Source organism: Anaerostipes rhamnosivorans (genome assembly GCF_005280655.1).
In the GTDB taxonomy this organism is placed as follows: Bacteria; Bacillota; Clostridia; order Lachnospirales; family Lachnospiraceae; genus Anaerostipes; species Anaerostipes rhamnosivorans.
This window is the reverse complement of record NZ_CP040058.1, coordinates 884,028-908,085: the sequence shown is the minus strand read 5'-3', so window position 1 is coordinate 908,085 and position 24,058 is coordinate 884,028. Positions and strand designations below refer to the sequence as shown.

24 protein-coding genes, 1 pseudogene and 1 CRISPR repeat array are annotated in these 24,058 nt (G+C 43.9%); of the genes and pseudogenes, 1 reads left to right on the top strand and 24 read right to left on the bottom strand.

The window, feature by feature from the left end; translation table 11 throughout:
* Positions 1-110 precede the first annotated feature (110 nt).
* The 10 genes from AR1Y2_RS04480 to rd form a co-directional block, all read right to left on the bottom strand.
* Positions 111-1,424, bottom strand: coding sequence for an alpha-amylase family glycosyl hydrolase (locus AR1Y2_RS04480; protein ID WP_137327897.1), 1,314 nt, complete (start codon positions 1,422-1,424; stop codon positions 111-113).
* Positions 1,425-1,453: 29 nt separating this feature from the next.
* Positions 1,454-4,591, bottom strand: coding sequence for an ABC transporter permease (locus tag AR1Y2_RS04475; protein ID WP_137327896.1), 3,138 nt, complete (start codon positions 4,589-4,591; stop codon positions 1,454-1,456).
* Between the two features lie 9 nt (positions 4,592-4,600).
* Positions 4,601-5,305: an ABC transporter ATP-binding protein gene (locus AR1Y2_RS04470; RefSeq protein WP_137327895.1), complete on the bottom strand. Its 705-nt coding sequence runs from the start codon at positions 5,303-5,305 to the stop codon at positions 4,601-4,603.
* 907 nt (positions 5,306-6,212) lie between these two features.
* Positions 6,213-6,700: a CRISPR direct-repeat array (repeat unit 30 nt; unit sequence ATTTCAATACAACTCTTGTTTTTGTTTATC).
* A 182-nt stretch (positions 6,701-6,882) separates the two neighbouring features.
* On the bottom strand, positions 6,883-7,056 hold the full coding sequence (locus AR1Y2_RS04460) for a DUF4250 domain-containing protein (RefSeq protein WP_137327893.1): 174 nt from the start codon (positions 7,054-7,056) through the stop codon (positions 6,883-6,885).
* 15 nt (positions 7,057-7,071) lie between these two features.
* Complete coding sequence (locus AR1Y2_RS04455) at positions 7,072-7,227, bottom strand: dihydroorotate dehydrogenase (protein ID WP_243118856.1); 156 nt, start codon at positions 7,225-7,227, stop codon at positions 7,072-7,074.
* Positions 7,228-7,289: 62 nt separating this feature from the next.
* The gene (locus AR1Y2_RS04450) at positions 7,290-7,673 is read right to left on the bottom strand and encodes a DUF6512 family protein (RefSeq protein WP_243118855.1); all 384 of its coding nucleotides are present in this window, start codon (positions 7,671-7,673) and stop codon (positions 7,290-7,292) included.
* 43 nt (positions 7,674-7,716) lie between these two features.
* Positions 7,717-8,082: a fluoride efflux transporter CrcB gene (crcB, locus tag AR1Y2_RS04445; RefSeq protein WP_137327891.1), complete on the bottom strand. Its 366-nt coding sequence runs from the start codon at positions 8,080-8,082 to the stop codon at positions 7,717-7,719.
* Between the two features lie 3 nt (positions 8,083-8,085).
* Complete coding sequence (locus AR1Y2_RS04440; RefSeq protein WP_137327890.1) at positions 8,086-8,643, bottom strand: beta-class carbonic anhydrase; 558 nt, start codon at positions 8,641-8,643, stop codon at positions 8,086-8,088.
* Between the two features lie 13 nt (positions 8,644-8,656).
* Positions 8,657-9,139, bottom strand: coding sequence for a Cys-tRNA(Pro) deacylase (gene ybaK, locus AR1Y2_RS04435; protein WP_137327889.1), 483 nt, complete (start codon positions 9,137-9,139; stop codon positions 8,657-8,659).
* A 227-nt stretch (positions 9,140-9,366) separates the two neighbouring features.
* Entirely contained in the window at positions 9,367-9,525 is a 159-nt protein-coding gene (rd, locus tag AR1Y2_RS04430) for a rubredoxin (RefSeq protein WP_137327888.1), read from the bottom strand.
* A 132-nt stretch (positions 9,526-9,657) separates the two neighbouring features.
* Here rd and AR1Y2_RS04425 point away from each other — a divergent pair, with 132 nt between their 5' ends.
* A complete protein-coding gene (locus AR1Y2_RS04425; RefSeq protein ID WP_137327887.1) occupies positions 9,658-10,302 on the top strand; it encodes a Crp/Fnr family transcriptional regulator in 645 nt (214 codons plus the stop codon).
* 17 nt (positions 10,303-10,319) lie between these two features.
* Here the strand turns inward: AR1Y2_RS04425 and AR1Y2_RS04420 are convergent, their stop codons facing one another.
* The 14 genes and pseudogenes from AR1Y2_RS04420 to AR1Y2_RS04355 all read right to left on the bottom strand — a co-directional run bounded on the left by AR1Y2_RS04420 (position 10,320) and on the right by AR1Y2_RS04355 (position 23,719).
* Positions 10,320-10,823 (bottom strand): O-acetyl-ADP-ribose deacetylase, encoded by a 504-nt coding sequence (locus AR1Y2_RS04420; protein WP_137327886.1) that lies wholly within the window; start codon positions 10,821-10,823, stop codon positions 10,320-10,322.
* 14 nt (positions 10,824-10,837) lie between these two features.
* Positions 10,838-11,224, bottom strand: a complete 387-nt coding sequence (locus AR1Y2_RS04415; protein ID WP_243118854.1) for a hypothetical protein — start codon at positions 11,222-11,224, stop codon at positions 10,838-10,840.
* A 75-nt stretch (positions 11,225-11,299) separates the two neighbouring features.
* Positions 11,300-12,775: an ATP-binding protein gene (locus AR1Y2_RS04410; RefSeq protein WP_137327884.1), complete on the bottom strand. Its 1,476-nt coding sequence runs from the start codon at positions 12,773-12,775 to the stop codon at positions 11,300-11,302.
* Positions 12,765-14,083 (bottom strand): annotated as a pseudogene (locus AR1Y2_RS04405) (vWA domain-containing protein). Before AR1Y2_RS04405 ends, AR1Y2_RS04410 begins: the two are co-directional and overlap by 11 nt.
* 11 nt (positions 14,084-14,094) lie before the next feature.
* Positions 14,095-15,066, bottom strand: a complete 972-nt coding sequence (locus AR1Y2_RS04400) for a leucine-rich repeat protein (protein WP_137327883.1) — start codon at positions 15,064-15,066, stop codon at positions 14,095-14,097.
* 695 nt (positions 15,067-15,761) lie between these two features.
* Positions 15,762-16,337, bottom strand: coding sequence for a helix-turn-helix domain-containing protein (locus AR1Y2_RS04395; RefSeq protein WP_137327882.1), 576 nt, complete (start codon positions 16,335-16,337; stop codon positions 15,762-15,764).
* Between the two features lie 301 nt (positions 16,338-16,638).
* A complete protein-coding gene (locus AR1Y2_RS04390) occupies positions 16,639-17,415 on the bottom strand; it encodes an alpha/beta fold hydrolase (RefSeq protein ID WP_137327881.1) in 777 nt (258 codons plus the stop codon).
* A 5-nt stretch (positions 17,416-17,420) separates the two neighbouring features.
* On the bottom strand, positions 17,421-18,029 hold the full coding sequence (locus AR1Y2_RS04385) for a TetR/AcrR family transcriptional regulator (RefSeq protein ID WP_137327880.1): 609 nt from the start codon (positions 18,027-18,029) through the stop codon (positions 17,421-17,423).
* A gap of 73 nt (positions 18,030-18,102) precedes the next feature.
* Entirely contained in the window at positions 18,103-18,846 is a 744-nt protein-coding gene (locus tag AR1Y2_RS04380; RefSeq protein WP_137327879.1) for a Nif3-like dinuclear metal center hexameric protein, read from the bottom strand.
* Between the two features lie 251 nt (positions 18,847-19,097).
* Positions 19,098-19,583, bottom strand: coding sequence for a ubiquinone biosynthesis protein (locus tag AR1Y2_RS04375; protein ID WP_137327878.1), 486 nt, complete (start codon positions 19,581-19,583; stop codon positions 19,098-19,100).
* Positions 19,584-19,788: 205 nt separating this feature from the next.
* Positions 19,789-21,165, bottom strand: a complete 1,377-nt coding sequence (locus tag AR1Y2_RS04370) for an FAD-binding oxidoreductase (RefSeq protein ID WP_408608825.1) — start codon at positions 21,163-21,165, stop codon at positions 19,789-19,791.
* Positions 21,166-21,828: a methionine ABC transporter permease gene (locus tag AR1Y2_RS04365; protein WP_137327877.1), complete on the bottom strand. Its 663-nt coding sequence runs from the start codon at positions 21,826-21,828 to the stop codon at positions 21,166-21,168. It abuts the gene before it with no gap.
* Between the two features lies 1 nt (position 21,829).
* Complete coding sequence (locus AR1Y2_RS04360) at positions 21,830-22,843, bottom strand: methionine ABC transporter ATP-binding protein (protein ID WP_137327876.1); 1,014 nt, start codon at positions 22,841-22,843, stop codon at positions 21,830-21,832.
* A 24-nt stretch (positions 22,844-22,867) separates the two neighbouring features.
* Positions 22,868-23,719 (bottom strand): MetQ/NlpA family ABC transporter substrate-binding protein, encoded by an 852-nt coding sequence (locus AR1Y2_RS04355; protein WP_137327875.1) that lies wholly within the window; start codon positions 23,717-23,719, stop codon positions 22,868-22,870.
* Positions 23,720-24,058: the final 339 nt, after the last annotated feature.

Here is a 24,058-nt window from a genome sequence, read left to right as displayed (position 1 = left end):
TGCGATAATGGCGATAATTATACTTGCCACAGGCCTCCTCCTTATTCAATTTTTTGTGCATAAAACACTTCTCTAATTTTATATGTTTTTGCACAAAAAGTCAAGAAAGCCTAACACTCTGGTTTAATTATCACAGCCTGATACGGTGGAATCAGAAGTCCTCCCCCAAAATCCACATCTTCTCCGGTCAAAAGGTCTGTCCCTTTTCCCGCTCTTGCGTCAAAATGCAGCATATAATCGTCAGGTCCCGCATTTAACGCCAAAATGAGTCTCTCTTCTCCGGTTTCTCTCTCAAATGCGATGATATCCTGTTCTGTACGGATCTCACGGTAACCGCCGCTTTTTAATGCCTCATGTGCGTCCCTTACCTTTGCAAGTTCCGAAATATAATCATAGAGATCTCCTTCTTCCAGATCTTCTGCTTTTACTCTCGGGCGCAGCGCGTCGTCACTGTCCGGCTCCTTGAAGCCCTCGATCCCCCATTCACTGCCATAGTAGACAGACGGAACTCCAGGCATGGCAAACATCAGCGCATAGATCAGCGGAAGATGCTTTTCTTCTGAAAGCTGGGTGGCGATCCTCATCACATCATGGTTATCTACAAAGCTGTACAGCGGAAGTCCCTGGTACAGTGCCCATGGATCTGGTCCAAACTGACGGTTCAGTGAATATCCGATCTCATGCATGTTGTGGGTATTAAAACTAGAATACAGGCCTTTATAGCACTCATAATTGGTAGCGGAATCCAGCATGTGATGGTTCACCAGAGTGCTGTAATCCCCGTGAAGCATTTCTCCGATGAAAACCATCTCCGGATTCTTATCCCTGGCGAAGTCCACCAGACATTTCATAAAGGTCCGGTTCAGCATGTAGGCCACATCCAGGCGGATCCCATCAATTTCAAACTCATCCATCCACAGGGCCACGGCTTCCAAAAGGTGGTTTCTCACAGCCTCATGATCCAGATTTAATTTTACCAGCTCAAAATGGCCTTCCCATCCCTCATACCAGAATCCATCGCCGTAATTGCTGTTCCCGTCAAAGTTAATGTAAAACCAGTCTTTATATTCTGATTCCTGCTTCTTTTCTAAGACATCCTGGAATGCCCAGAACTCTCTGCCCACATGGTTGAACACACCATCCAGGACAACTTTGATGCCCTGCTCATGGAAAGCCTGGCACACTTCTTTAAAGTCCTCGTTAGTTCCAAGCCTGTGATCGATCACTTTATAATCTTTGGTATCATATCCATGGCTGCTGGACTCAAATACCGGTGAAAAATAAATGGCGTTTGCTCCCATACCCTTGATGTGGGGAATCCATTCCTTTACTTCCAGGATACCATGTTCCGTTTCATCATCCACAAAAGCTCCAAGCGGAAAAATGTGATAAAAAATCAGGTCCTTCATAGTTAATTCTTTCATAGTCAATCTCCCTTCCTACCTTTGGGGTGTCATTCTGTGCTCTTTAAAGATTCTACCATGTTGATTTTCCGAAGCTGGAAAAACATCATAAAATTAATCAGTGCCGCAAAGCCAATGGTCAGCAGGACACTGTACAGATAACTGACCGGCATGATCGTTCTTCCGAACATGATCAGATCCACCTCCGCCGTCAGTATCACATACCGGTGGAGAAGCAGGCCCAATCCCGCTCCCACAGCTGTCCCGATGACGGTTAACAAAATATTTTCCCGATAGACATAGGCTGCGGTCTCCAGATCATAAAATCCAAGTACCTTGATGGTGGCAAGTTCTGCTTTCCTCTCCGCGATATTTATGTTGTTCAAGTTATATAATACTACAAAAGCCAGCAGTCCGGCAGAAATAATTAAGACAAATACAACAATGTTCAGATTATTCAGCATATCGTTCATCTCTTTTTCAAAATCGGAGATAAAGGAAACCGATGCGGCCCCATCCTGTTTCAGCAGTTCCCTGCCAAGTGTGGTCTCCAGCTTCTCTGACCTGTTTTTATTTTTTAACAGAATCTGGTTATACTCCGGCGCCTCGCCGTAAAGCTTCCGGTACAGGCCCTTTGACATATAAACATTATGGCGCATATAATTTTCTGTGATGTGTTCGACTTTTGCCCTGACTTTTTTTGTCTCTCCCTCCTTGAGGGTCACAGTATCCCCTTCTTTGATACCCAGAAGGCTGCAGACTTTCTCTGTCAGAATAATACCATTGTCTGAGAGCTCATAAGTCTCCCCGGATTTGCGGTCTTTGAAATGAATGTAGGACGTTATTTCCTTGACATTTTCCGGCACAGCCAGCGTCGCTGACTTGCTTTCCCCGTCAAATTCCACATCCACAGAAGCATTGTGAACTTTTGTGCTGCTTGGTATTGTATGCTGTTTTTGTATCCAGAATGCAATTTCCTGCTCTTTTTTTGCTGAAAGGTCCTCTTCCAGAGTGACGGACGCATCATACGTCATGATCTTCTGATACTGGTTCTTGGAAATGGCAAAAATAGAATCTTTCAGACCAAATCCCACAAGCAGCAGCGCCATACATCCTCCGATCCCAAAAACAGTCATGAAAAACCGTTTTTTATACCGGAACAGATTCCTCAAAGTCGACTTCCATGTAAAATTCAGATGCTTCCACAGAATACCGATCCGCTCCAGCAGGATCCTTTTGCCCTCTTTCGGGGCTTCCGGCCGCATCAGCTGGGCTGGTTTTTCCCTGAGCTCCTTATAACAGGCAAACATAGTTGCGCCAAACGTGATACAGACAGAGGCCGCGGACGCTGTCAATGCAAACCGTGTCTCAAACGGATGCTTAACCTGTCCAATCCCCGTATACATCATGGAGTAGGCCTCAATGATGATCTTGGGCAGGATCGTCTCTCCCACAAGCACCCCTACAATACTTCCTCCTGCTGTAGCCAGAAGGGCATACATCCCATATTTCTTCGCCACATCAAAGCCTGTATATCCAAGAGCCTTTAAAATACCGATCTGGGTTCTCTGCTCCTCCACCATTCTGGTCATGGTCGTAAGGCTCACAAGAGCCGCCACGAGAAAGAAAATCACCGGAAATACTTCTCCGATAGCACCGATCCTTTCGGTGTCACCTCCATATTCTACATACGACTGGATTTTGTTCCGGTCCAGCACATACCATTTGGGCTTTTTAATGTCCTCGATATCCTTTTTCGCATCCATTATCTTCTTTTTGGCCTTGGCAAACTTCCGGTCCGCTTTTTTCTTGGAGGAACGGTACTGTTTCTTCCCCTTTTCAAGTTCTTTTTCAGCGTCATTAAGCTCAGCCTTTGCCTCTTTGATCTTTTGTTCTCCACTCTGGAGTTCTTTTTCCTTTTTCCTAAGCAGTGAGGCAGAGTTTCTCAGCTTCTGCTTATTGGCCTTTAACTGTTTTTTGCCCTTCGCAAGCTTTCTTCTAGCCGCCTTTAAAGAAGTTTGCTGTCTATCCAGTTCCTTCCCGGCCTGTTCAAACTTCTTCTGCATCTCCGGCGGGATCTGCCCCATGGCCCCCGCCTGCTGCATCTGTTGTTTTAACTGCTCTTTTGCCTGTGAGAGTTGTTTTTCTGCTTTAGAAAGCTGTTTCTCATTTGCCTTGATCTCTTTCTCAGCCTTGGCAAGCTGTTTTCTGCCGTCGTTATAGCTGTTCCATCCCTTTTTAATCTGCTTTTTACCGTCGGAAATTTTAGCTTCCTGGGACTTTATCTCTTTTTTTCCCGAACTTATTTTATCTTCGGCATTGTCAAGCTTTTTCTTCGCCTTGGCAAGCTTTTTATCTGCTTTTTTCTTCTCCTTTTTATATTTATTCTCAGCCTTTTTAACTTTCTTCCTGGCTTCATTTTTGATCTCTTCTTGTCTGGCCTTACAGCGTTCCCCGGAAATATCTTTGATCTTTTTTTCTACTTTCTCAACCATATCGTCATACTCGTCAGTATAGGCCGTTTCCTTTGCTGCACCTTTTACGGACAGGTATAAATCCGTATACACATCCAGCTTGAAGTTCTCCTTTGGCACCACGGCAAAACCGCTGATCTGCCCATTTCCGATGGTTGCCGTTCCCCTGTCTCTGGACAGATAATAGGATGAATCCCCGACCCCGACAACTTTGAGGGTTGATTCTTTTAACGTGTCCCCAATATCATCATCCGTCCCGGAGGACAGGGTGATCGAATCTCCCACTTTGATATCGGAGTGTTCTACAACGTATGAATCAATCAAACACTCTCCATTTTTCTCCGGCATCCGGCCTTCTGTGACTTTGATTTGGTTGAGCTGGTCTGTGGCCGCCATAACCTTTAAGACCTTCTCTGTCTCATTGAGCTTACAGATCGTATCCACAGAATAACTAGGCTCCGCCACAGAAACCCCGGAGATTTCTTTGACCGCGCCTACATCCCTGTCCGTGATCCCCATGGTGCCCAGGACCTTAAGATCCATCAGCCTGCTCTCGTCAAACTGTGCATCTGCCGTGAGCTTCATATCCGGCTCCGTGACCCGCACTCCGGAAAAAAATGCAACTCCAAGGGCCACAATAAAAAAAATCGACATAAACCTTGGCAGCGTTTTCCGGACCATCATGAAATTATCTTTATGAAGTGCTTTCTTCATATGATCCACCTACCATTCTATCGTCTCTACAGATTGGGGCTCCTCATTGATCCGTATATCATGTACTTTTCCGCTTTTAATCTCGATCACACGGTCTGCAATCGGTGAAATAGCCAGATTATGGGTGATCACAATGACCGTTTTCTTTCTCTCACGACAGGTATCCTGCAAAAGCTTCAGTATAGACTTTCCGGTCTTATAGTCCAGCGCACCAGTGGGCTCATCACATAGTAAAAGCTTTGGATTCTTGGCCAATGCCCTGGCAATGGATACTCTCTGCTGTTCCCCTCCTGAAAGCTGGGCAGGGAAGTTTGAAAGCCTTTCTGAAAGGCCCACATCGGAAAGAATCTGTTCTGCATCCAATGGATTCTTGCTGATTTGAAGAGCCAGTTCTACATTTTCCAGTGCCGTCAGATTCGGCACCAGATTATAAAACTGAAACACAAAACCGATATCGTTCCTACGGTATTGTGTCAGCTGTCTTTTTGAATATTTTGCAATATCATTCCCGTCCACCAAAACTGATCCTGATGTGACGGTATCCATACCTCCCAAAATATTCAGGATCGTTGTTTTCCCTGCCCCGCTGGCCCCGATGATGACGACAAACTCTCCCTCATTAATGGTAAAATTAATTCCATCCACAGCCTTGGTAATGACCTGTCCTGTCTGGTATATCTTTCTTACTTCTTCTAATCGAATAAAATCATCCATGCGTTGTACCCCCGCGTTTGTTAAAAGATTTTCTTCATTATCTCCAGCTGGCTCTGGAAAAGCCTCCTTCCGACAATAGAGAAAAACTATCACAGATGATACCTTCTGTCTTTTCGGCCAGCTCCTCCAGAAGATATTTTATCTATTTTCCACATGCTCGGAGCGAGGCATTCTGAGAGCCGAACAAAAATCATACGGAAAATATCTCACTTAAATTTTAACATATTTGCACAAGAAATAATAAGTTTTTCTTCATTGTTTCCAGTCGGCTCTGGAAAGGCCTCCTTCCAACAATGAAGAAAAACTCTCAGAGGTGGCGCCTTTTGTCTTGTAGCAGCCTGCTCCAGCAGACATTACGTCCATTTTCACTAGTACGGAGGCCTCGCATTCGAAGGGACGTTAGTTTTTCTTCTTGAAGAAAAGACTCGGAGGCAAGGAGGTTCGATTCACTAAATTCTCGCCTCGCCTCTGGCTAACGTTCATTAAGTTCCTTCGAACGACCTTCTCACTAAGTTTAGCCTGCACTTTGTTTGTCTTCACTAAGTGCTCTAGGTCAGCGTCAGCGAGTTCCGAACGGGCCGCCGGAGAGGCTTTGCTGAAAGTTAGAAAATCTTACGTCCCTGAGACAGCAAGCCGGAGAACTGGTGAAAATGTAATACCTTATCGTGCGGAGCACGCTCACCCGAAGGGTATGGAACACGGGATGCCCTACTGGGCATACTTTATCGTGCGAAGCACGTCCACCTGTAGGGTATGGAATACGGGATGACCTTTTGGGTATACAAATTAAAATAGAAAAATCCGGTATTGCCGGATTTCGTAGAATTACTATATTGAAAATGTTTCTTACTGTTTATTAGATAAGAGAGTATTTGTTTATCCTATAAAGGCTTACGTTTCTGATAGAATTGAAGTACAACTTTTGTTTCTGTTAATCTATAAACCACGAGTTTTCTAAATCGTGGGAAGAGTTATTTCAATACAACTCTTGTTTTGGTTAATCCACAATGTACGTTTTATTTCTGTAATCGATAATTTATTTCAATACAACTCTTGTTTTTGTTTATCCCAGGAACAGTATGTGGGATCAGGACAGAACATGTTATTTCAATACAACTCTTGTTTTTGTTTATCTTTTTTAAAAGGCTTAGGTCTTTCACAGGAAGTCATATTTCAATACAACTCTTGTTTTTGTTTATCCGGGAAGGAAAAAACCGTACCATATGGGGACTATAATTTCAATACAACTCTTGTTTTTGTTTATCTTAATTGTGAATGTGGTCGGCAGTGGTTACAAGCATTTCAATACAACTCTTGTTTTTGTTTATCATTTTGGGACATCGCAAAAACAGAGATGGAAAATTTATTTCAATACAACTCTTGTTTTTGTTTATCCAACGCTTTTAAGCCATTCTTCTTTTTCATTATAGCCAGTTTTCCTGATAAAATCAACGTTCTCCATGATTTTTCCCAACCGTTTTCCATTTTTCTGCTTTTTCTCAGAATCAGCCTTCTATCCGCTATTCTAAGCGGTTCTTCAGCTTTTTTGCATATTCAGAGGTTGGGAAACTCCGATGTTATCTGAACTGGTTTGTTTCCGAATGGTATTCATATCCGATCCCAGAAAGTTTTGTACTGATCTCTTCCGGGTTCTCGCAGAGACTTTTGCACAGCTCTTCAAAGCTGTCATAATAATCCCTGAGCTGAGTGTTGATGTAACTTAATAAAATAACCGGATCCTTCGGCAACATTTCTCTGTCCCCTTTCTATGTCTCGACCACAAAAAAGCAATGTTCTTTTCCAAAGTCATAATAAATCTTATGTTTTTCTATATGATGAATCATATAAATAAGTCCAAAGCCATGTTCCATCAGATGCTTCTCTATGGCTCTCCATATTTCTTTGTCTTCCTTTGTTTCCACAAGGAGCGTCTCAGTCCCCCGCTCCTTGTCGCAATAATACAGCTTAATAAACAGACACCTCCCTATCTTCTTTTCCAGAAGAACGCATAGGAAACCAACACACTGATGGCAAAGATCAGTAAGTCCATGCCCAGCATATCTTTCTTTAGCACAGCGGTATAAGCATCAAACAGAACTCTCATGGCTATACACGCAAAACCGATTCCCATCAACAGACGGATCCAGTAATACCTGATATGTCCCTGCATATAACGGAACATCAAAAGCCCATAGATTAGATTTGGAAAAACCACCAGCTTATAATGCTCCACTACTTTCTCGCTGACTGGAAACAGCCACCAGAAAAACTCCGGCCTTCCGATCCAGTCGTAGATAAAATGCCACAGGCTGCCCACCACCGCAGTAAACAGGATTCCACCGAGAATGAATTTTTTGTTTCTTGACATTACAATCCCTCCTTTGGGATAGTATATGCACTTTTTACCATTGTTATCCTGTGACAGCCCGTCCTGCAAACACTGCCAGGACAGACAATATCACGCTCAATACAACATAAAAAATTCCTTCTCTCAATCTTCCCTCTGAAACCAGTGTCCCTGTTTCAAGGGCAAAGGTAGAAAATGTAGTAAAACCTCCGCAGAGCCCTGTTTTTAAAAATAGGACCAGATTTGGATTTCCTGTGGGAACTCTCCCTGTCCATCCGGCGATCATGCCGATCACAAGGGCTCCCAGCACATTGATGCCTAAAGTAACCACCGGGATCCTAAGCTGGGCCGATATAGGAATCAGTCCCAAAAGGTAGCGGAATACCGCACCGAGAAAACCTCCCAGCCCTACAAATATACACTGGACCATGAATTATTCTCCCCTGCACTCTTCCGTGGTCATAAGCTCGCCGGTTTCAGTGTTCATCACATACCCATAGATCTTGATATCCTCCGGGATCAGCGGGTGGGTGCTCAAAAGCTCCACAGTCTCATCCACGGAGTCAGAAACACAGTCAAAGCCTGCCAGCCAGGAATCAAAATCAATGCCGCAGTGACGGATAAAGTTAATCTTGTCCTCCTCGATACCCCGGTCGATCATATGCTGGATCATGCCTTCGCTGTTCATATGTCCGACACCGCAGTCTGTATGTCCGATAACCACGATCTCTTCGATGCCCAGCTCATAGACTGCGATCAAAAGACTCCTAACCACACTTCCGAACAAATGGCTTGTGACCCCTCCCGCATTTTTGATGATCTTCACATCACCATTTTTTAACCCAAGCGCTGCCGGCAGCAGCTCTGTAAGCCTGGTATCCATACATGTCAAAATTGCAATCTTTTTATCCGGATATTTGCTCGTCTTGTACTGCTCGTACATTTTATTTTTCACAAACACCTTGTTATACTCGAGAATATCTTCAATCATTTTCTTACCCTTTCTATTTCTTTACTAAGTCGGCAGTGGTGCCTTTGCAGGCCCTTAAATAATCCTCAGGTTTCAGCTCCGCCTGAATACCGCGCTTTCCGCCGCTGACAATCACAGTTTCCAAATCTTTGACGCTCTCATCCACCACGGTCTGATAGTCCTTTTTCATCCCTATGGCGGTGCAGCCTCCTCTTATGTATCCGGTGATCTTGTTGATATCCTTCACATGGATCATCTGCACTGATTTTTCACCCACAGCTCTGGCCGCCTTTTTAAGGTCCAGCTCCTGGGCAATAGGAATCACAAATACAAAATAATCTTTGCTCTTTCCCTCCGTGACCAATGTCTTGAATACTTTTTCATGGGGCTGTGAAAGCATATCCGCAATGGCTATGCCGTCAGTAAATTCCTTGCACTCATAGCGGTGGATCTCAAAAGGGATCTTTTCACGCTCCAGGATTCTCATCGCATTTGTCTTTGGCTCTTTTTTTGCCATGTTTCTTCCTCCCAACATCCAGAGAATGTATGTTGTTGTATATTATAGCACATTTTTTTGTGAGGACAATAGAAGACCAAAAGAGAGTTCTCCAGGAATAAGAATCATTACTTTGTTGTAACAAAGTATTCTATGGAACAAAAAAACGTCCCGCATTGTTGTGGGACGTTTTACATCTGCCAAGGAAGGCTGCATGCACAGCAGGATATGCTGTTTTGTGTTAAAACTTAAGCTTCTACAAATACATCTTTTCCAAGTCCGCAGATCGGGCATACCCAATCTTCCGGAAGATCTTCAAAAGCAGTTCCAGGTGCAATTCCCTGGCTTGGATCTCCTTCTTCAGGATCGTATTCATAACCGCATGGTTCGCAAAGATATTTTTTCATTTTTGGTACCTCCATATTTACAATTTATTTATATTATCTTTCATCTGTGACGTTAGTATACCACCATATCCATTATTTTTTCTGTTGCATTTGCAACATTTCTATGCCATATTTAAAAAAAGGAGGTTTTTTATGACGTATAATAACAATCCGCTGTTTACCGATATCACATCCAAAGACTGCCTGAAAATGCTGTCCTGCTTTCACTCTGAAGAAAAAATATTTTCTTCCGGCGAAACCATCTATCATTTTTCATCACAAAAACCAGTCATCGGAATTCTGCTCCACGGCGATGCCTCTGTGCTCCGCTATGAGTTCAACGGCAGCCGGACTATCTTAGAAAAGCTAGAGCCCAGCAGTGTTTTTGGAGAAATCCTGGCATTCCACTCCGAAGAATATGAAGCGATTCATCTTCAGTGTGACACGAACTGCAAAGTGCTGATGATCGACTATGATTCTCTCATGAAACCCTGCGCCAATGCCTGCGCCTGCCATACAAAGCTGATCCAGAATGTCACCTGGCTTATTTCCAAAAAGACCATGAGCTTAAGCCAGAGAGTGGAGGTCTTAAGCAAACGGTCGATCCGTGAAAAACTATACTGTTACTTTATGCAGGAATCCCTGCGGCAGAAGTCCCATACGTTCCAGATCCCATTTACCATGTCAGATTTGGCCGATTATCTGTCGGTGGACCGGAGTGCCATGATGAGAGAACTGAAAAAAATGAAAGAAGACGGCATCCTTTCTTCTGAAAAAAGAATGATCCGTCTCCTCTAATTCTATACTGGTTTTCATTAAAGTTCCAGCGCTGTTTCATATGCTTTTTTTGTCTTTTCATCAAAACAGACAAACTCAATACACTCAAAAGCCTGGCTTGTCTTACAGTACTCTTTTACTGTTCCAATAGCGATTGCCGCCGCTTTTGAGAGAGGAAACCGGAATAATCCCGTGCTGATGGACGGAAATGTCACATGACCGCATCCATGTTCCTCTGCCAGCTTAAGACAGCTTTGATAGCAGTCAGCTAACAGCTCTTCTTCACAGTCATCCCCGCCCCGCCAGACAGGCCCGGGCGTGTGGATCACATACTTTGCCGGAAGGTTGTACGCTTTTGTGATCTTGGCATCTCCCGTATCACAGCCGCCCAACGTGCGGCATTCCGCCATGAGCTCCGGCCCTGCCGCCTCATGGATGGCACCGTCCACTCCGCCGCCTCCCAGCAATGTGGGATTGGCCGCATTGACAATGGCATCCGCCGGAACTTTCGTAATGTCGCCAAGACTTATCTTTATCTCCATGATCCTATTCCTTTCTAGCGCGCAGACAACCCATAGAGCATTGCTACATAACAGGCAAAGTCTCCGATCCGTTTTCTCTGGTCCCCTAACTGTTTTCTCCAGGAAACATCAAGCCCCCTCTGTTCCATCATACCGCTCAGCAGATTCAGCGTATGTATGACATTATCGTGCTTTCTTGTCCTTCCATCATTGTCGCGCTGTCCCTTTCTGATCTGCTTCCAATTTGCCCGCAGATCAGCATAAACCGTCATTGCGCTCAGAGCCAGCTCCCAGAATTCCTCAAACTCTTCATCATCCTCCGGTGAATTTGAGAGGATTGCCTCGTATATCTCCATCGCTTCGTCAAACGGAAGGGGATTGGGCTGTGTCAGATAGTTCTCATACTTCAGATCTTTGTTCATAAAAAGGCTCCTTTCTTGGCATACTATATTACTAGTTTAACGTGCTTTGGAAGCTTTGTAAATCAATTTCAAACGTTATTTTTCAACCTCTTTTAACTGTTCCAGTATTCCTTCCTGCCTCTCGTCAAACAGCAGGCCTTTGTTGTATTTATAATAAGGATCGCAGCCATTTTCCCGGATAAAACGGGCGCTGTAAAAGTTTACGTTTAATTCTGTGATGAATACGACCATCTCCTGTCCCTCCCCGAAAGCTGCCTCCATGAAGTCAAATGCATTGAGAAGCGCTTCTGAGATATGCTCCACAAGCTGTTCTCTGTTTTCTGTCTCCGCCTTAAACCAGGCCCGGACTGCCTTTTCCTCGTCTTCCGGCTTTTCCTTCTTTAATTGTTTAACGTACAGTTCCAGCTTTTCTATAACTTGTTTCCAAATATGCTCTTCTTCTTTTGAAATCTGCTCCGCTTTCTTTCTCTCCTGAAAAGCGTTCTGTGCTTTTTTCAGAGTCTCTTCCAGGGAACCGTTTTCCATGTAATCCTTCAGCCAGGAAAACAGCTCTCCCACATAGGCATCGGTTTTTGCATATTTCACAAACAACTCATTTAATTTGCCATGGAGAAGATGCACGATGCTGAGCCGCTCATCAAACGGAGCAAACTTCAATTTCTCCAGCATATCTTCTGTAAAGGAACCGTTCAGGATCTCATCGATCTTGTAATCTTTCTTATATTTCCTGTAAAGCTCCAGATAATTTGCAAACTCTTTTGCAATGCCCATATGCCGGATATACTGGTAGATCACATCCCTGTCAATGGTCTTTCCAAGGCTCTCATATGCCTTGATAAACTCAGACAGATCTTCCCAGCCCCTGGCCGTGACAAACGCTTTTCCGTCTACGGTCGTCTCCATTTTATAAAAGTGATTCTGCCGGATCTCAAGATACGCCAAAACAGCCGGGTGGATCCCTGCCTTATATGCATACTCTTTCCAAACATCATAGTTGGCTTCCACGTCGATCATCTTGATACGGTCCAAAGTTACCACATCAAACTCCCGGACAGATTTATTGTATTCGGGGGGGTTGCCTGCCGCCACGATGATCCAACTCTCCGGCACCTTCTGGTTTCCAAACGTCTTACACTGCAGAAACTGCAGCATGGTCGGAGCCAGCGTCTCGGATACGCAGTTGATCTCGTCGATAAATAAAATTCCCTCATGAAGGCCTGTCTGCTCCATTTTTTCATAGACGGATGCAATGATCTCACTCATGGTGTACTCTGTCACAGAGTAGGAAACACCGCCGTAATCCTTTTCTTTGATAAACGGAAGGCCGACGGCGCTCTGCCTCGTATGGTGGGTGATCGTGTATGCCACCAAGCCGATCTGGCACTCCCTTGCAATCTGTTCCATAATCTGTGTCTTTCCGATCCCCGGAGGTCCCATCAGAAGGATCGGCCGCTGTCTGAGGGCCGGTATCTGATATTCTCCGAATCCGTCTTTTGTCAAGTATGCTTCCACAGAGTCTTTGATCTCCTGTTTCGCACGTTTAATGTCCATTTTGTTCTCCTTCTAACTCATCTTCACAAACAATCAGTTTCATCGCCCAGGCAGGAACCTGTGCGTCTTCGTATTCTTCTTCCATAAATATAAAAGCAGTCTCAAACGGAGGTTTTTTCTTAGGATAGATTCCCTGTCCGTCTGTGAAATATAAGACTCCTTTTAAACTGTAAAATTCTCCTTCTTCCATAAGTCTGTAAATATATTCAAAAGCAGGGCGGAAGTCCGTTCCTCCTTCTCCTTTAAGCTCCAGATGTTCCATGTATTCTTTCAGTTCTTTCTTATCCCGGACTTTTCTGTCTTCCTGGATCTTTTCATCACACTGGATAATATGGATATTCACTTTCTTAAGAAATGTCTCCTCTTCTTTTAAGATGCCATATGTCTCTTCTAAAAACTTCTTTACCAGTTCACCAGAACAGGACATGGAGGTATCTATGACAATGGCAAATTCCTCTACCTTCTTGACTTCTTTCCACTCCTGGGGCTCCACCAGAGGCATATTGCCATACATGCGCAGGCCATAGGTGTAAAACACATAGTCAAAAGAATCCTCGTCCACACCGATCTCCTCCCTGAGCACGGCAAACTTCTTTAAAAACTCCCGGTAATCATACCGCTCCCGATTCTCGATCTGCATCTGTTTGACCATATCCCCGGCATCCGCAGACATCTCCTGGGAAAAGGTTTCCATATCCAATTCCATTTTTTCGCTGATATCCTGCCACTGGTTCTGGACCTCCTGCTGCATCTTCGGCTGGTCTTTTGCAGGCCAGAAATCGTGGCTGTCCATGACAAACTCTTCTGTGATCCGCCGCAGTTCTTCTTCTGACAAGTCCCATTCCTTAATCCTTTTATAGATTCCTTCTGCCGTCAGCACCTTCAATTCTTTTCTAAGCCTTTTATAGATATCCTTCCGGAATGCAGTCCCATAAAGAGATACAACTCCAGTCTTCCACGATCGATGACTGACTCTGCAGCGATATCACAGCAAATATCCCACAGCTCTTTCTCCCGGTTTTTTTGTCCGGTGAGATGATGGAACAGACAGTGCAGAACCAGATGAAGATACATCCGGTTTACCAGCCTGCGGTCTTTTTGAAACAATTTTGCCAGATATCCGGGCTGAAAATAAATAGCTCTGCCGTCCGTGGCCATTCTTTCTGCTTCCGGATTGGCTATATAAATAAAACTGCTCAAGGCCAGGTCCATAAATCTCATATGAAGATAAAGCTCATCTCTGGATGCCATAAGGATCTGCTTTCCTGCCCCGATCAGGATCTCCTCTTTTTTTAAATCTTCCTGCATAGTTCTCCTAACTATAATTCAAATATTTTTTTCTTCGGAGGAAACAGGCGGAGCTTTTCGTTCATCAAATAACTCATACATTCCCCATCCTGTTTGTCGGCTGACTGTTCCATCGCCGCCTCCATGGCCGGCTCACTCCAAAGATTTTTCTCTGTCAGAAACCGCAGTGCCTCCAGGTCATGTTTTTTTACAAATCCCACGGCAATCTCCTGTGCGTGTTTCTTGATATATGCCGTATACTCGCCGTTTGGTCTGCTGCCAAGCCCGTATGGATACCTGAGTCTGCTGACTGCGATCTCGGATACAAGTTCCGGCCTTTCTTCTACCACAGCTGCTGAAAACAACTGGTCATATGCCTGGTAGTCCACTTCCCGTCTCATAAAGCATTGGCGGTATTTATAGCCTGACCCATTAAAATATTTTTCAATGATCCTGGCCGGTGTGTTTTCGACCGCTTCTTCATAAAATTCAGGAAAAACTAGTTTCGCAGTCTCCACAGAACCATCTTCCCTCCGGTAATGCAGAGTAGCAAACAGCTCATACCGCACCTCCCCGACAATCTCTTTCAGACAGGAGTTCTTCCCATGCTCACAGAAAATTTCCACTTGGCCAAGTTTACATCCGTTAAATACCCCGGTTCCAGTACCTTTCAGCGCATCTGAAAATGTCAGCTTCTTGAGCCGGCTACATCCATAAAACGCATACTTCCCTAATTCCTCCATTTGATTTGGAAGCTGGACGCTTTCTATCCTGTTTCCACAGAGAAGTTCTTTTTTATGGGCAAATAGGGTATCGTCATCTGTTTCATATATTTGTACATCTTCCTCTTCTTGTTTTTTCCACTCGGAAAATGCATAGTCCCCTAAGACTTTAAAAGGCTGTCCGTCCACTTGATCTGGAAGTGTCACAAAAGCGTCATTTCCGTAACAGCGGATAAGCTTAAGACCCTTTTTCTCTTTCTGGTAATGAATGGTCAGTCCCATTTCAAGTCGTATCCTTTCCGTTAGTTGCTTCTAATAATTACAGTCCTATTATACTACATTGGAAAAAAAAGAAAACAACCTTATTCTGGTGAAAATCTTTGTGTAATTTGAAATACCTTTTCTGCAAAAAAGGCAGCCAATTCTCATTCTGAATCAGCTGCCTGTGTTTTAAATTTCTTACTTCCTCTTTAAATTCCTGCTCTATATCTGCAAAATGAAATAGTTCATATTCCCCAAATGCTGACTGTAATCCGTTTATAAAGTTAAATAACCTATATCATTTAATTTCTATGCGATCAGTTAGCACTTAATTTAATACTTCTCCTTGAAATCATCTTCTTTTTTGATACAACTCTTGTTAATGTTTATCACGGGCCGCCAGCAGATGCATTACTCCTAGCTTCATATTTCAATACAACTCTTGTTAATGTTTATCCTAACACATTGTTATCGTTCGGATATTGTGTTGAAAATTTCAATACAACTCTTGTTAATGTTAATCCAACGTTTTTCCGTCATTCTTCCTTTTCATTATATTCAATTTTCCTGATAAAATCAACGTTTCCTTCTATTTTTCCCAACCGATCTCAATTTTTCTTACTACCCTCTCAGACAGCCCATATCTGGCTATTTTCCGTGGTTTCTTCGCAAGTTTTACTTTGTCCGGTTGGGAAAACTTTTGATTTACTTCCAGGTCAACTCAACAAATACATCATAGCTGCACAAACCGCCAATGTGATCAGTCCCGCACAGATCGCTAATGCCACCTTTTGATACGGCCTCTTGCCAGACTCCCTGTACTTTTGAATTTCATCCAAATGATTTCCTTCCATAAAGGCTGTAATTTCTTTATATGTTTGAATGTCATGCACCTTTTTCTGTTTTTCAATGCTCCAAGCATAGTACATTGTAATCCCAAACATTACAGCATAAATTGCGACCCCGATAAAATCCAAATAAAGAAACAACGGAACAGCTGATACGATCATCACCAGAAGCAGCACGGAATATACAATGCTGTCTCGGTTGAGTTTTTTAATATCCTCCATTTTAATTTGTTCTTTCATCTCATCCAAATCTCCTTTCACTAAAGTATCAAGAGAAATGTCAAACACAGAACTAAGCAGCAGCAAACTATGTATATCCGGATAATTCTTATCATTCTCCCAATTAGAAATAGTCTGCCTTGTGACAAAGACCTTCTCTGCCAATTCATCCTGAGACAGCTTTGCCTCAAGTCTGTACTTTTTTATCTGCTTACTGAAATCCATTTTGTCATACCTCCTGACTGCATTATATTATTAGTGGCTTGGATTCGCTATCAAAAGTGTTTTACATGGCTGATATCCGTTATGTAAAACACTTTTGTCATGACATTTTCCACATGATTTCCGTTCGGCTCTTAGAATGCCTCACTCCAATCATGTAGAAAATGGACGTAATGTTTGCTGGAGAAGGTTCCTGTCAAACAAAAGATGACATTCTGTGATAGTTTTTCTACATTGTCGGAAGGAGGCCTTTCCAGAGCCGACTGGAGATAATGGAAAAAACTATCGTAGGTGGCGACACATTTTATGTATCCTGTGACAAAAACGGTTCTGCGATTTTCATCCATTCGTCTGGCAGGTAAACTGCCAGATAGCCGTGTCCATATCTTTCTGCCTCATAGATCTCGCAGGACGGCACCAATTCTTTAAAACGCGCCGCCGATCTTTTTACACATTTCATCTCTTTGGATCCATACCAATACATGACCTGCGCAGTCACATTTTTTATCCGGTCATCGATCTTGTACTGAGCCATATAAGTGCGGTAGATGGTGAACATGGTCTTTTTTCTGAAATGTGGCATATCTCTCATATAATAATCCGAGATTTCTTTTGGCAGAGACATTTTAGGCATACACTTATTCAGAAATGCCAACTCCAGCCGGCTGGCGGTTTTGCTAAACAGCATCGGCCAGCAACATCTCATTACAGCAATACAGCACTTTGCAAGTCTGGGCTGAGGAAGGCAGAGGCTTCCGTCTATGATGGCTTTTTGCGCAAAGTCCGGCCTCTGGGATAATATTTCGATGACGATCTGCCCTCCCAGGGATACCCCTCCGATGGCGTAAACGCTGCCGCCCCAATGTTCGTCGATATATGTAATGATTTTCTCTGCACAGTCTTCGGTGGAGATATACTCTGTGCCATATTCCTCTCCATGTCCGTCCAAAGTCGGCAGGATCACATGATACTGCGGGGAAAGCATCCGTGCCTGCCTTAAATAATCCCACCACGCCTGTCCCCCTCCGTGGATCAGCACAACATGAGGCAGCCCTTTTTCTCCAAATTCATGAAATTTCATATCCATCACCTCTTTCGATATATGCTTTTCCAATGAGTTATCAACTCTTTAAAGTCTTTTTCTACCTGCTCAAAGTCCAGCTGACCTTCATGATATCTGCGGTATAAATAACCCTCGCAGGCCAGTGTGATCTCCTGAACCATCATCTTTACATCAATCTCTTCCCGGAAAAGACTGTGATCCATGGAATCCAGGAACTCCTGCTGTCCCATTTGATTTTCTTTGTCAATGAGCCTGCTTACATCCTTTTGTACTTCAGGATTTTGTTCATAATAGGCTTTCAGCGAAAATACCGATATATACGGATATTTCACTGAAAGAGAACATTTTGCCTTAAGATTGCGACAAAGCATTTCAAAAAAGTCATTGGTTTCCAATACCCCGTATTGTCTGGCGGCCTCTTGTGTCAGACACAGGGCATTGCTGACCAGAAATAAATATAATTCTTTTTTGTTGGTAAAATAGTAAAACAAAAGAGATTTTGATATTCCCGCCGCATCTGCGATGGCTGACATGGATGCCCTTTTATATTCATTTTTTGCAAACACCCGATAACCGGCTTCTATCATCCGTTCCCGCTTATCCTGGGGAAGCTGGTAAAATTTATCCTTCATTCATTTTCCTCCATTGACCGTTTCGTCCGACAAATCCAGCATATATCCATTGACCGATCTTTGGAAGACCCTTTTAATAATTTGGTTCTTTTATTCTCACAAGACGGATATCCGTACCTTTGGTGATCCTGCGAACCAGTGATTCCACTCCCAGTATTTCTGTGTTTGTATGGCTTCCCACAAGCAGATTCATTCCCACATGCTGTGCGTACTGCTGTGAATACAAGACATATTCGCCTGTCACGTATGTATCGCATCCCGCCTCTGCCGCAATCCTCATTTCGTTCGTCATATTGCCTCCGCCTGCAGCGACCGCTGCTTTCTTCACAGGCTTTTTATGGTTTTGATAAGAGCGGACTTTCTCCTGTAAAATCTCCTCCAGCCTTTTTGTAAACAACTCAAAACTAACGGGATCTGAGTCACCTGCGACCCCGCCATAGTACACTTCTGCATACGGCATCACCTTTTTAAGATTCTTGATTCCAAGAGCCTTTGCCAGCGAAGCACTTGTGCCAAACTCAGCGTCATCCAGCGGTGCATGAAAGTATGCATGGGTAATCCTGCCGCTGTCCAGCAGATCATTACAGCATTCTTTCAGGCCGTAAATAAATTCCCAGGAATCGTGATGGGTGATCAGAAAATCCACATCCTCCCGACTGGCCTTTTCTATGATCTCCTGAGTAAGGTTTGTGGCATATCCAATACACTTGATATCCCTGTCAATTTCATTATAAAATCCCCACTCCTGAGGAAACATCTCTAATTTCGATTCATCAAACATTTCTATCATGATTGCTTTTAGTTCACTGTACTTCATCAGGGTCTCCTTTTTGACTGTTTTTTGATTTTCATTATATAATAAAAACAAATGAACTGCCAGTTGCTGATCTTTTCCTAAATATTCTGGAAAAACGGACGTAACGTCTGCCGAAGAAGGGGCTCTGCCAAAAAAGGTAATCTAACAAAAGAATTATGACAAATGCAACATACTTGAAACGGTCTCAAAAAAACTGACGGTCCGGTTTTTGAATCAATCAAAACCAGACCGTCAGACATTTCTTAAGTTATTTATTTGTTCATTTTATATTCTTCTACTTTTTTAGTCTCAGTATTTTTCTTATAGATTTTTCCGTTGTTTTTATCAACGTAGAAATCTCCGTATTTTTTTCCGGAATCTTTGGATGTGTCATAAATCTCAAAATGATATCCTTTTGCACCGCTTCTGTATTCGGAAACATCTTTATCTTTATTTCTCACTTCGTACTGTCCGTCTCCGTCAGATCCGAGTTTATTAATCAGATAGTCATGGGCATCGTCGTAATTGTCAAAACCATTGGCTACATCATCTGCCAGGTCTTTTGCGCCATCAGCCACATCATCAGCTGCGTCTTCCACATCATCTCCCAGGTCATTGTTTGTTGCTGTTGTAGAAGCGCCTTCTCCTGTAGTCTCTGTGGTTGTTGCATCATTCTTGTTTGAGCATCCTGTAAACATTGCAGCAACACTTAATGTGAGAACTGCAACCATTGTAAGCATCCAACATTTCTTTTTCATTATGAACTCTCCTTTTCCTTTGGAATAATTATTTGATACCACTAGTGTTTCCAATGAAAAGGAAAATATACCTTAACAAAATTTTGTAAAATTTATAAATAATCTTATGCCTGCCGTTTACAATGTTTGCAATCCTACAATAGTTTATGTCCATTATTAGAGTGAGGCCCTTCCAGTGCCGACTGGAGATAATGGACAAAAACTCTTAATCAAATATTTTATTTGCATTCAATATATTTTTGGGGTCCAATGAAAGTTTCACCTGCTTCATCATCTGAAGATTTAAAGGATCCGTCGCTTTTTTCAGATACTTCTTTTTGCTGAGACCGATACCGTGCTCGCCGGATGTCAGACCGCCCAGTTCACTGCTCTTATCATAGGCAAAAGCAAGCACCTTTCTGCGGTCTTCCTCCCACTGCTCCTGTGTGCGGCTTCCCCGGACCACGCACAGATGGACGTTGCCGTCCCCCGCATGGCCAAAGCTGACCATCTGCACTCCAGTTTCCTGCTCCAGCCGGTTGATATATTCAATAAATTCTGCTGATTTATTAATAGGGACTACAATATCCACCGGTTCCTGCTCTGATTTTGCCTCAACGGCCTTCACAAGAGCACCTCGGATCTTCCACACTGCGTCAATCGTCTTCTGGTCCTCAAGCAGAAGCACATCCTTGGCACCGCTCTCTTCTGCCACTGCCTTAAGCTTCTCCACCCGCTTATAGATCTCTTCCGTATCATCCCCGTCAAATGTCAGAAGAATATAAGCCTGTGCATCTTTATAAGGGAAGGAAAGGCCGACATACTCTTCTCCCAGATTGACCACCTTTTTTTCCACAAATTCAATCGCCGTAGGGTCAAGATTTCCCCGGATCACGTTTAAGACGGCCCGGATGCCTGTATGTAAATCATCAAATGGAAGCAGGACACTCAGTGATGTCTGAGGCTTCACCGTAAGTTTTACAATGGCCTTCGTGATGATCCCCAGGGTTCCCTCGGAACCAATCATCAGATGCTTCAAAGACAACCCAGAGCTATCCTTTACTACCTTTCCACCCAGTTCAGCCACGCTGCCATCAGCAAGAACCACTTCCAGCCCACGCACATAATCTCTCGTGACACCGTATTTCACAGCGCGCATGCCGCCTGCGTTGGTGCTGATGTTTCCTCCAATGGTGGCAGTCTTCTCCCCTGGATCCGGCGGATAGAACAAACCCTCGGATTCCACTAATTTCTGAAAATCCTCCAGCACGACGCCTGGCTCGACGGTTGCCGTAAAAGTCTCCTTGTCGATCTCCAGCACCCGGTTCATCCGGGACAGATCCAGAACGATCCCTCCGTCTGCCGGAACCGTGGAGCCTACCAGGTTGGTCCCTGCACCTCTGGGAGTCACAGGGATTCCGTGTTCAAACGCATATTTCATAATATCGCTGACCTCTTTGGTTGACTCAGGAAAAACAAGAGCTTCTGCCCTTCCTCTCAGTCTGCCCAGAGTGTCCGATAAATATTTCTCTTCTATATTACTGTCAAAGATGACCCGCTCACTGTCGGGTATCACACAATTCAGTCCGTCCAAAGTTATCACCTACCGTTTCGTAAATTTTAACGCCACCTTATCTCCAAGCCACTGTCCAAGCTGGACAATGATGATCAACACGATTACCGTAAAGGTCAGGACTCCAGTCTCATAACGGTTATAGCCGTACCGGATAGCCAGGTCACCGATCCCGCCTCCTCCGACACTTCCTGCCATGGCAGAGTATCCGATGATGCTGACAAAAGTCACAGTCAGCCCGCGGATCAGGCTTGGAAGAGCTTCCACAAATAAAACTTTCCGGATAATCAGCCACACACTCGCCCCTGTAGCCACGGCTGCCTCCACAACTCCCTTGTCTACTTCGCTGAAAGAGCCTTCCACAAGTCTTGCATAAAATGCAACGGACGCAATAGACAAAGGTACTGCCGCTGCCGTTGCGCCGATGCTGGTTCCCACCAAGATCCTGGTCAGCGGGAGCAGCACTACAAGAAGGATGATAAACGGCATGGAACGGATAATATTAACGATGGTGCCGGCTATAGCATTGACAGTCCGGTTTTGATAAAACAAGGGATTTGCGGTCAAATGCAGCACCAGACCGATCAGCATACCAAATACCACGGCTGCCAGCATCGCGATCAGGACCATCTGGATGGTCTCTATGGTTGCGTTTCCAAATTCCAACTTAATGATCTCCATTGTTTCCTTCATCTTATCGTCCTCCCTCTATCTCTTCTAAGCGGTAAACATTTTCTCTCATATAATGAAGGGCTTTTTTTCGCTCGTCCTTTTTTCCTCTCAGGATCACGATTAACACGCCCAGCGGTTTTTTATGAATATAGTCAATCTTTCCATTGATGATGTCAATCACAACATCATATTGTTTGGAAACCTGGCTGATGACAGATGCATAGGCTTTTTCACCTGTGTAGCAGAGCTTCACCAATTCTTCATCCTCTGAGAGCTTCACCTCTTCCGGGACATGTACATTGAGTACCCTCTCCACAAGACTCCTGGTGATCTCTTCTCTAGGCTCCGCAAATGCTGAATAAATGTCACGAACCTCTTTGATCTCACCATTTTCCATAAATGCGATCCTGTCAAACAGCTTTTTGGCAACTTCCATTTCATGTGTGATGAACACAATGGTAATATTGTATTTTTCATTGATCTCTTTCAGAAGTGCCACAATCTCTTCTGTGTTTTCCAGATCCAGTGCGGACGTAGCCTCATCACAAAGCAGAATCTTCGGATCATTGGCCAGCGCTCTTGCGATCGCCACTCTCTGTTTCTGCCCGCCGCTTAAGTTTGCCGGATAGGAATCTGCCTTTTCTGGAAGATGTACCATCTCGAGAAGCTCTCTGACCCTTGCCTGGATCTTGTCTTTTGGATAATGGTTGGCATGAAGGGCAAACGCCACATTCTCGGCGATGGTAGAACCGCTGATCAAATTAAAGTGCTGGAAGATCATTCCGATGTCCAGCCGGACCTTACTCAGTTCTTTTCTTTTTAAAGAAGTGATCTCGTTCCCCTCGATCAGCACCTGGCCGCTTGTAGGCGGCTGAAGAAGGTTGATCACTCTGACCAGTGTACTCTTTCCTGCACCGCTGGGCCCTACGATACCAAAGATCTCTCCCTTCTCAATGGTCAGGTTTACATTCTTAACCGCCTGAAAATCCTGCTTATTCTGCTGAAATGTTACTCCAATATTCTTTAATTCAATCACAGTCTCTCACCTTTCTCTTTTCGTTTATTTTTCTCCGTATTTTTCTGTCCACCAGTCCGGTTTCTGGAAGGAACGGAAGCTGCTTTTTTGATCTGCCACTGCTTGATAAAACTCCTCAGACTCCACTGCTTCTTTCAGGTCTTTGCCAAGGCGGCCTTTCACGTCCTCAGTTTTTACTGCAATAACATTTTTGTATTGTTCTGCCAGCTTTTCCACAGCCAATGCCTTGGAAAAATCCAGGTCAGCGGCATATGCATAGTTCCCAGGCACCACTCCTATGGCAAGGCTGTCCAGACTCCTGGAAATCTGAGCCGCGTCCAGTGTAACAAACTTTAAATTCTTTGGATTTTGGGCTATGTCTTTTTCTGAAGCTTTGGTCTGATCGATTCCTTTTTTTAAAGTAATAACTTTTTCCTGGCTCAAAATTCCCAGTGCTCTGGCCAGATTGGAAGGATCATTAGGAATCCCGACCTTGTCTCCCTTTTTTAATTCTTTCAGGGATTTCAAGCTGTCTGAAAATATTCCGGCTCCAGCTGTGGGAACAGCAATCACTTTGCTGATCTTTAAATTGTTGTCAGCCGCAAATTTCTCTAAATACGCAGTGTGCTGCATTAAGTTCGCATCAATCTCTCCGTTAGCCAGAGCCTGGTCCGGAAGGACATAGTCGCTGAATTCCCTGACGGACACATGGTATCCCTTTTTCTCCAATGAAGGAGCAATAGCTTTCTTTACCATGTCTCCATACGGTCCTGCGCAGACACCGATGGTAATATCCTTTGCGGCGCTGGTATTTTTACTTCCGCATCCAGTCAATGCACTTAATGCCAATACTCCAATCATAACGATTCCTGTCAACTTTTTCAACGATTTTTTCATAATACGTTCCTCCATTTTTATGTAAATAACATTTCCTTTTCTCAATATGAAATCCCCATCAGCAAATATTCAGAAGATCTGCGGCCGTTCAGACTTCCTAAAAAAATTACAAGGACAAAATTCAAGAACAAAGTGGGCAAGCCCACTTCATCTCCCCAACCCCTCACTCTTTGAGGGGCTTGGCAACTTTGCGCGCCAAATGCGATTTGACGTAGTCAAATAGTTTCCTCACGCATTTGTGTGCATAGTGCCCGCAGGGCTTTTTTGTTCCATAGGGAGGTTTGCAGAACTTTCCTATGGAACAAAAAAAAGAAGACCATGCATGGTCTCCTCTATCAC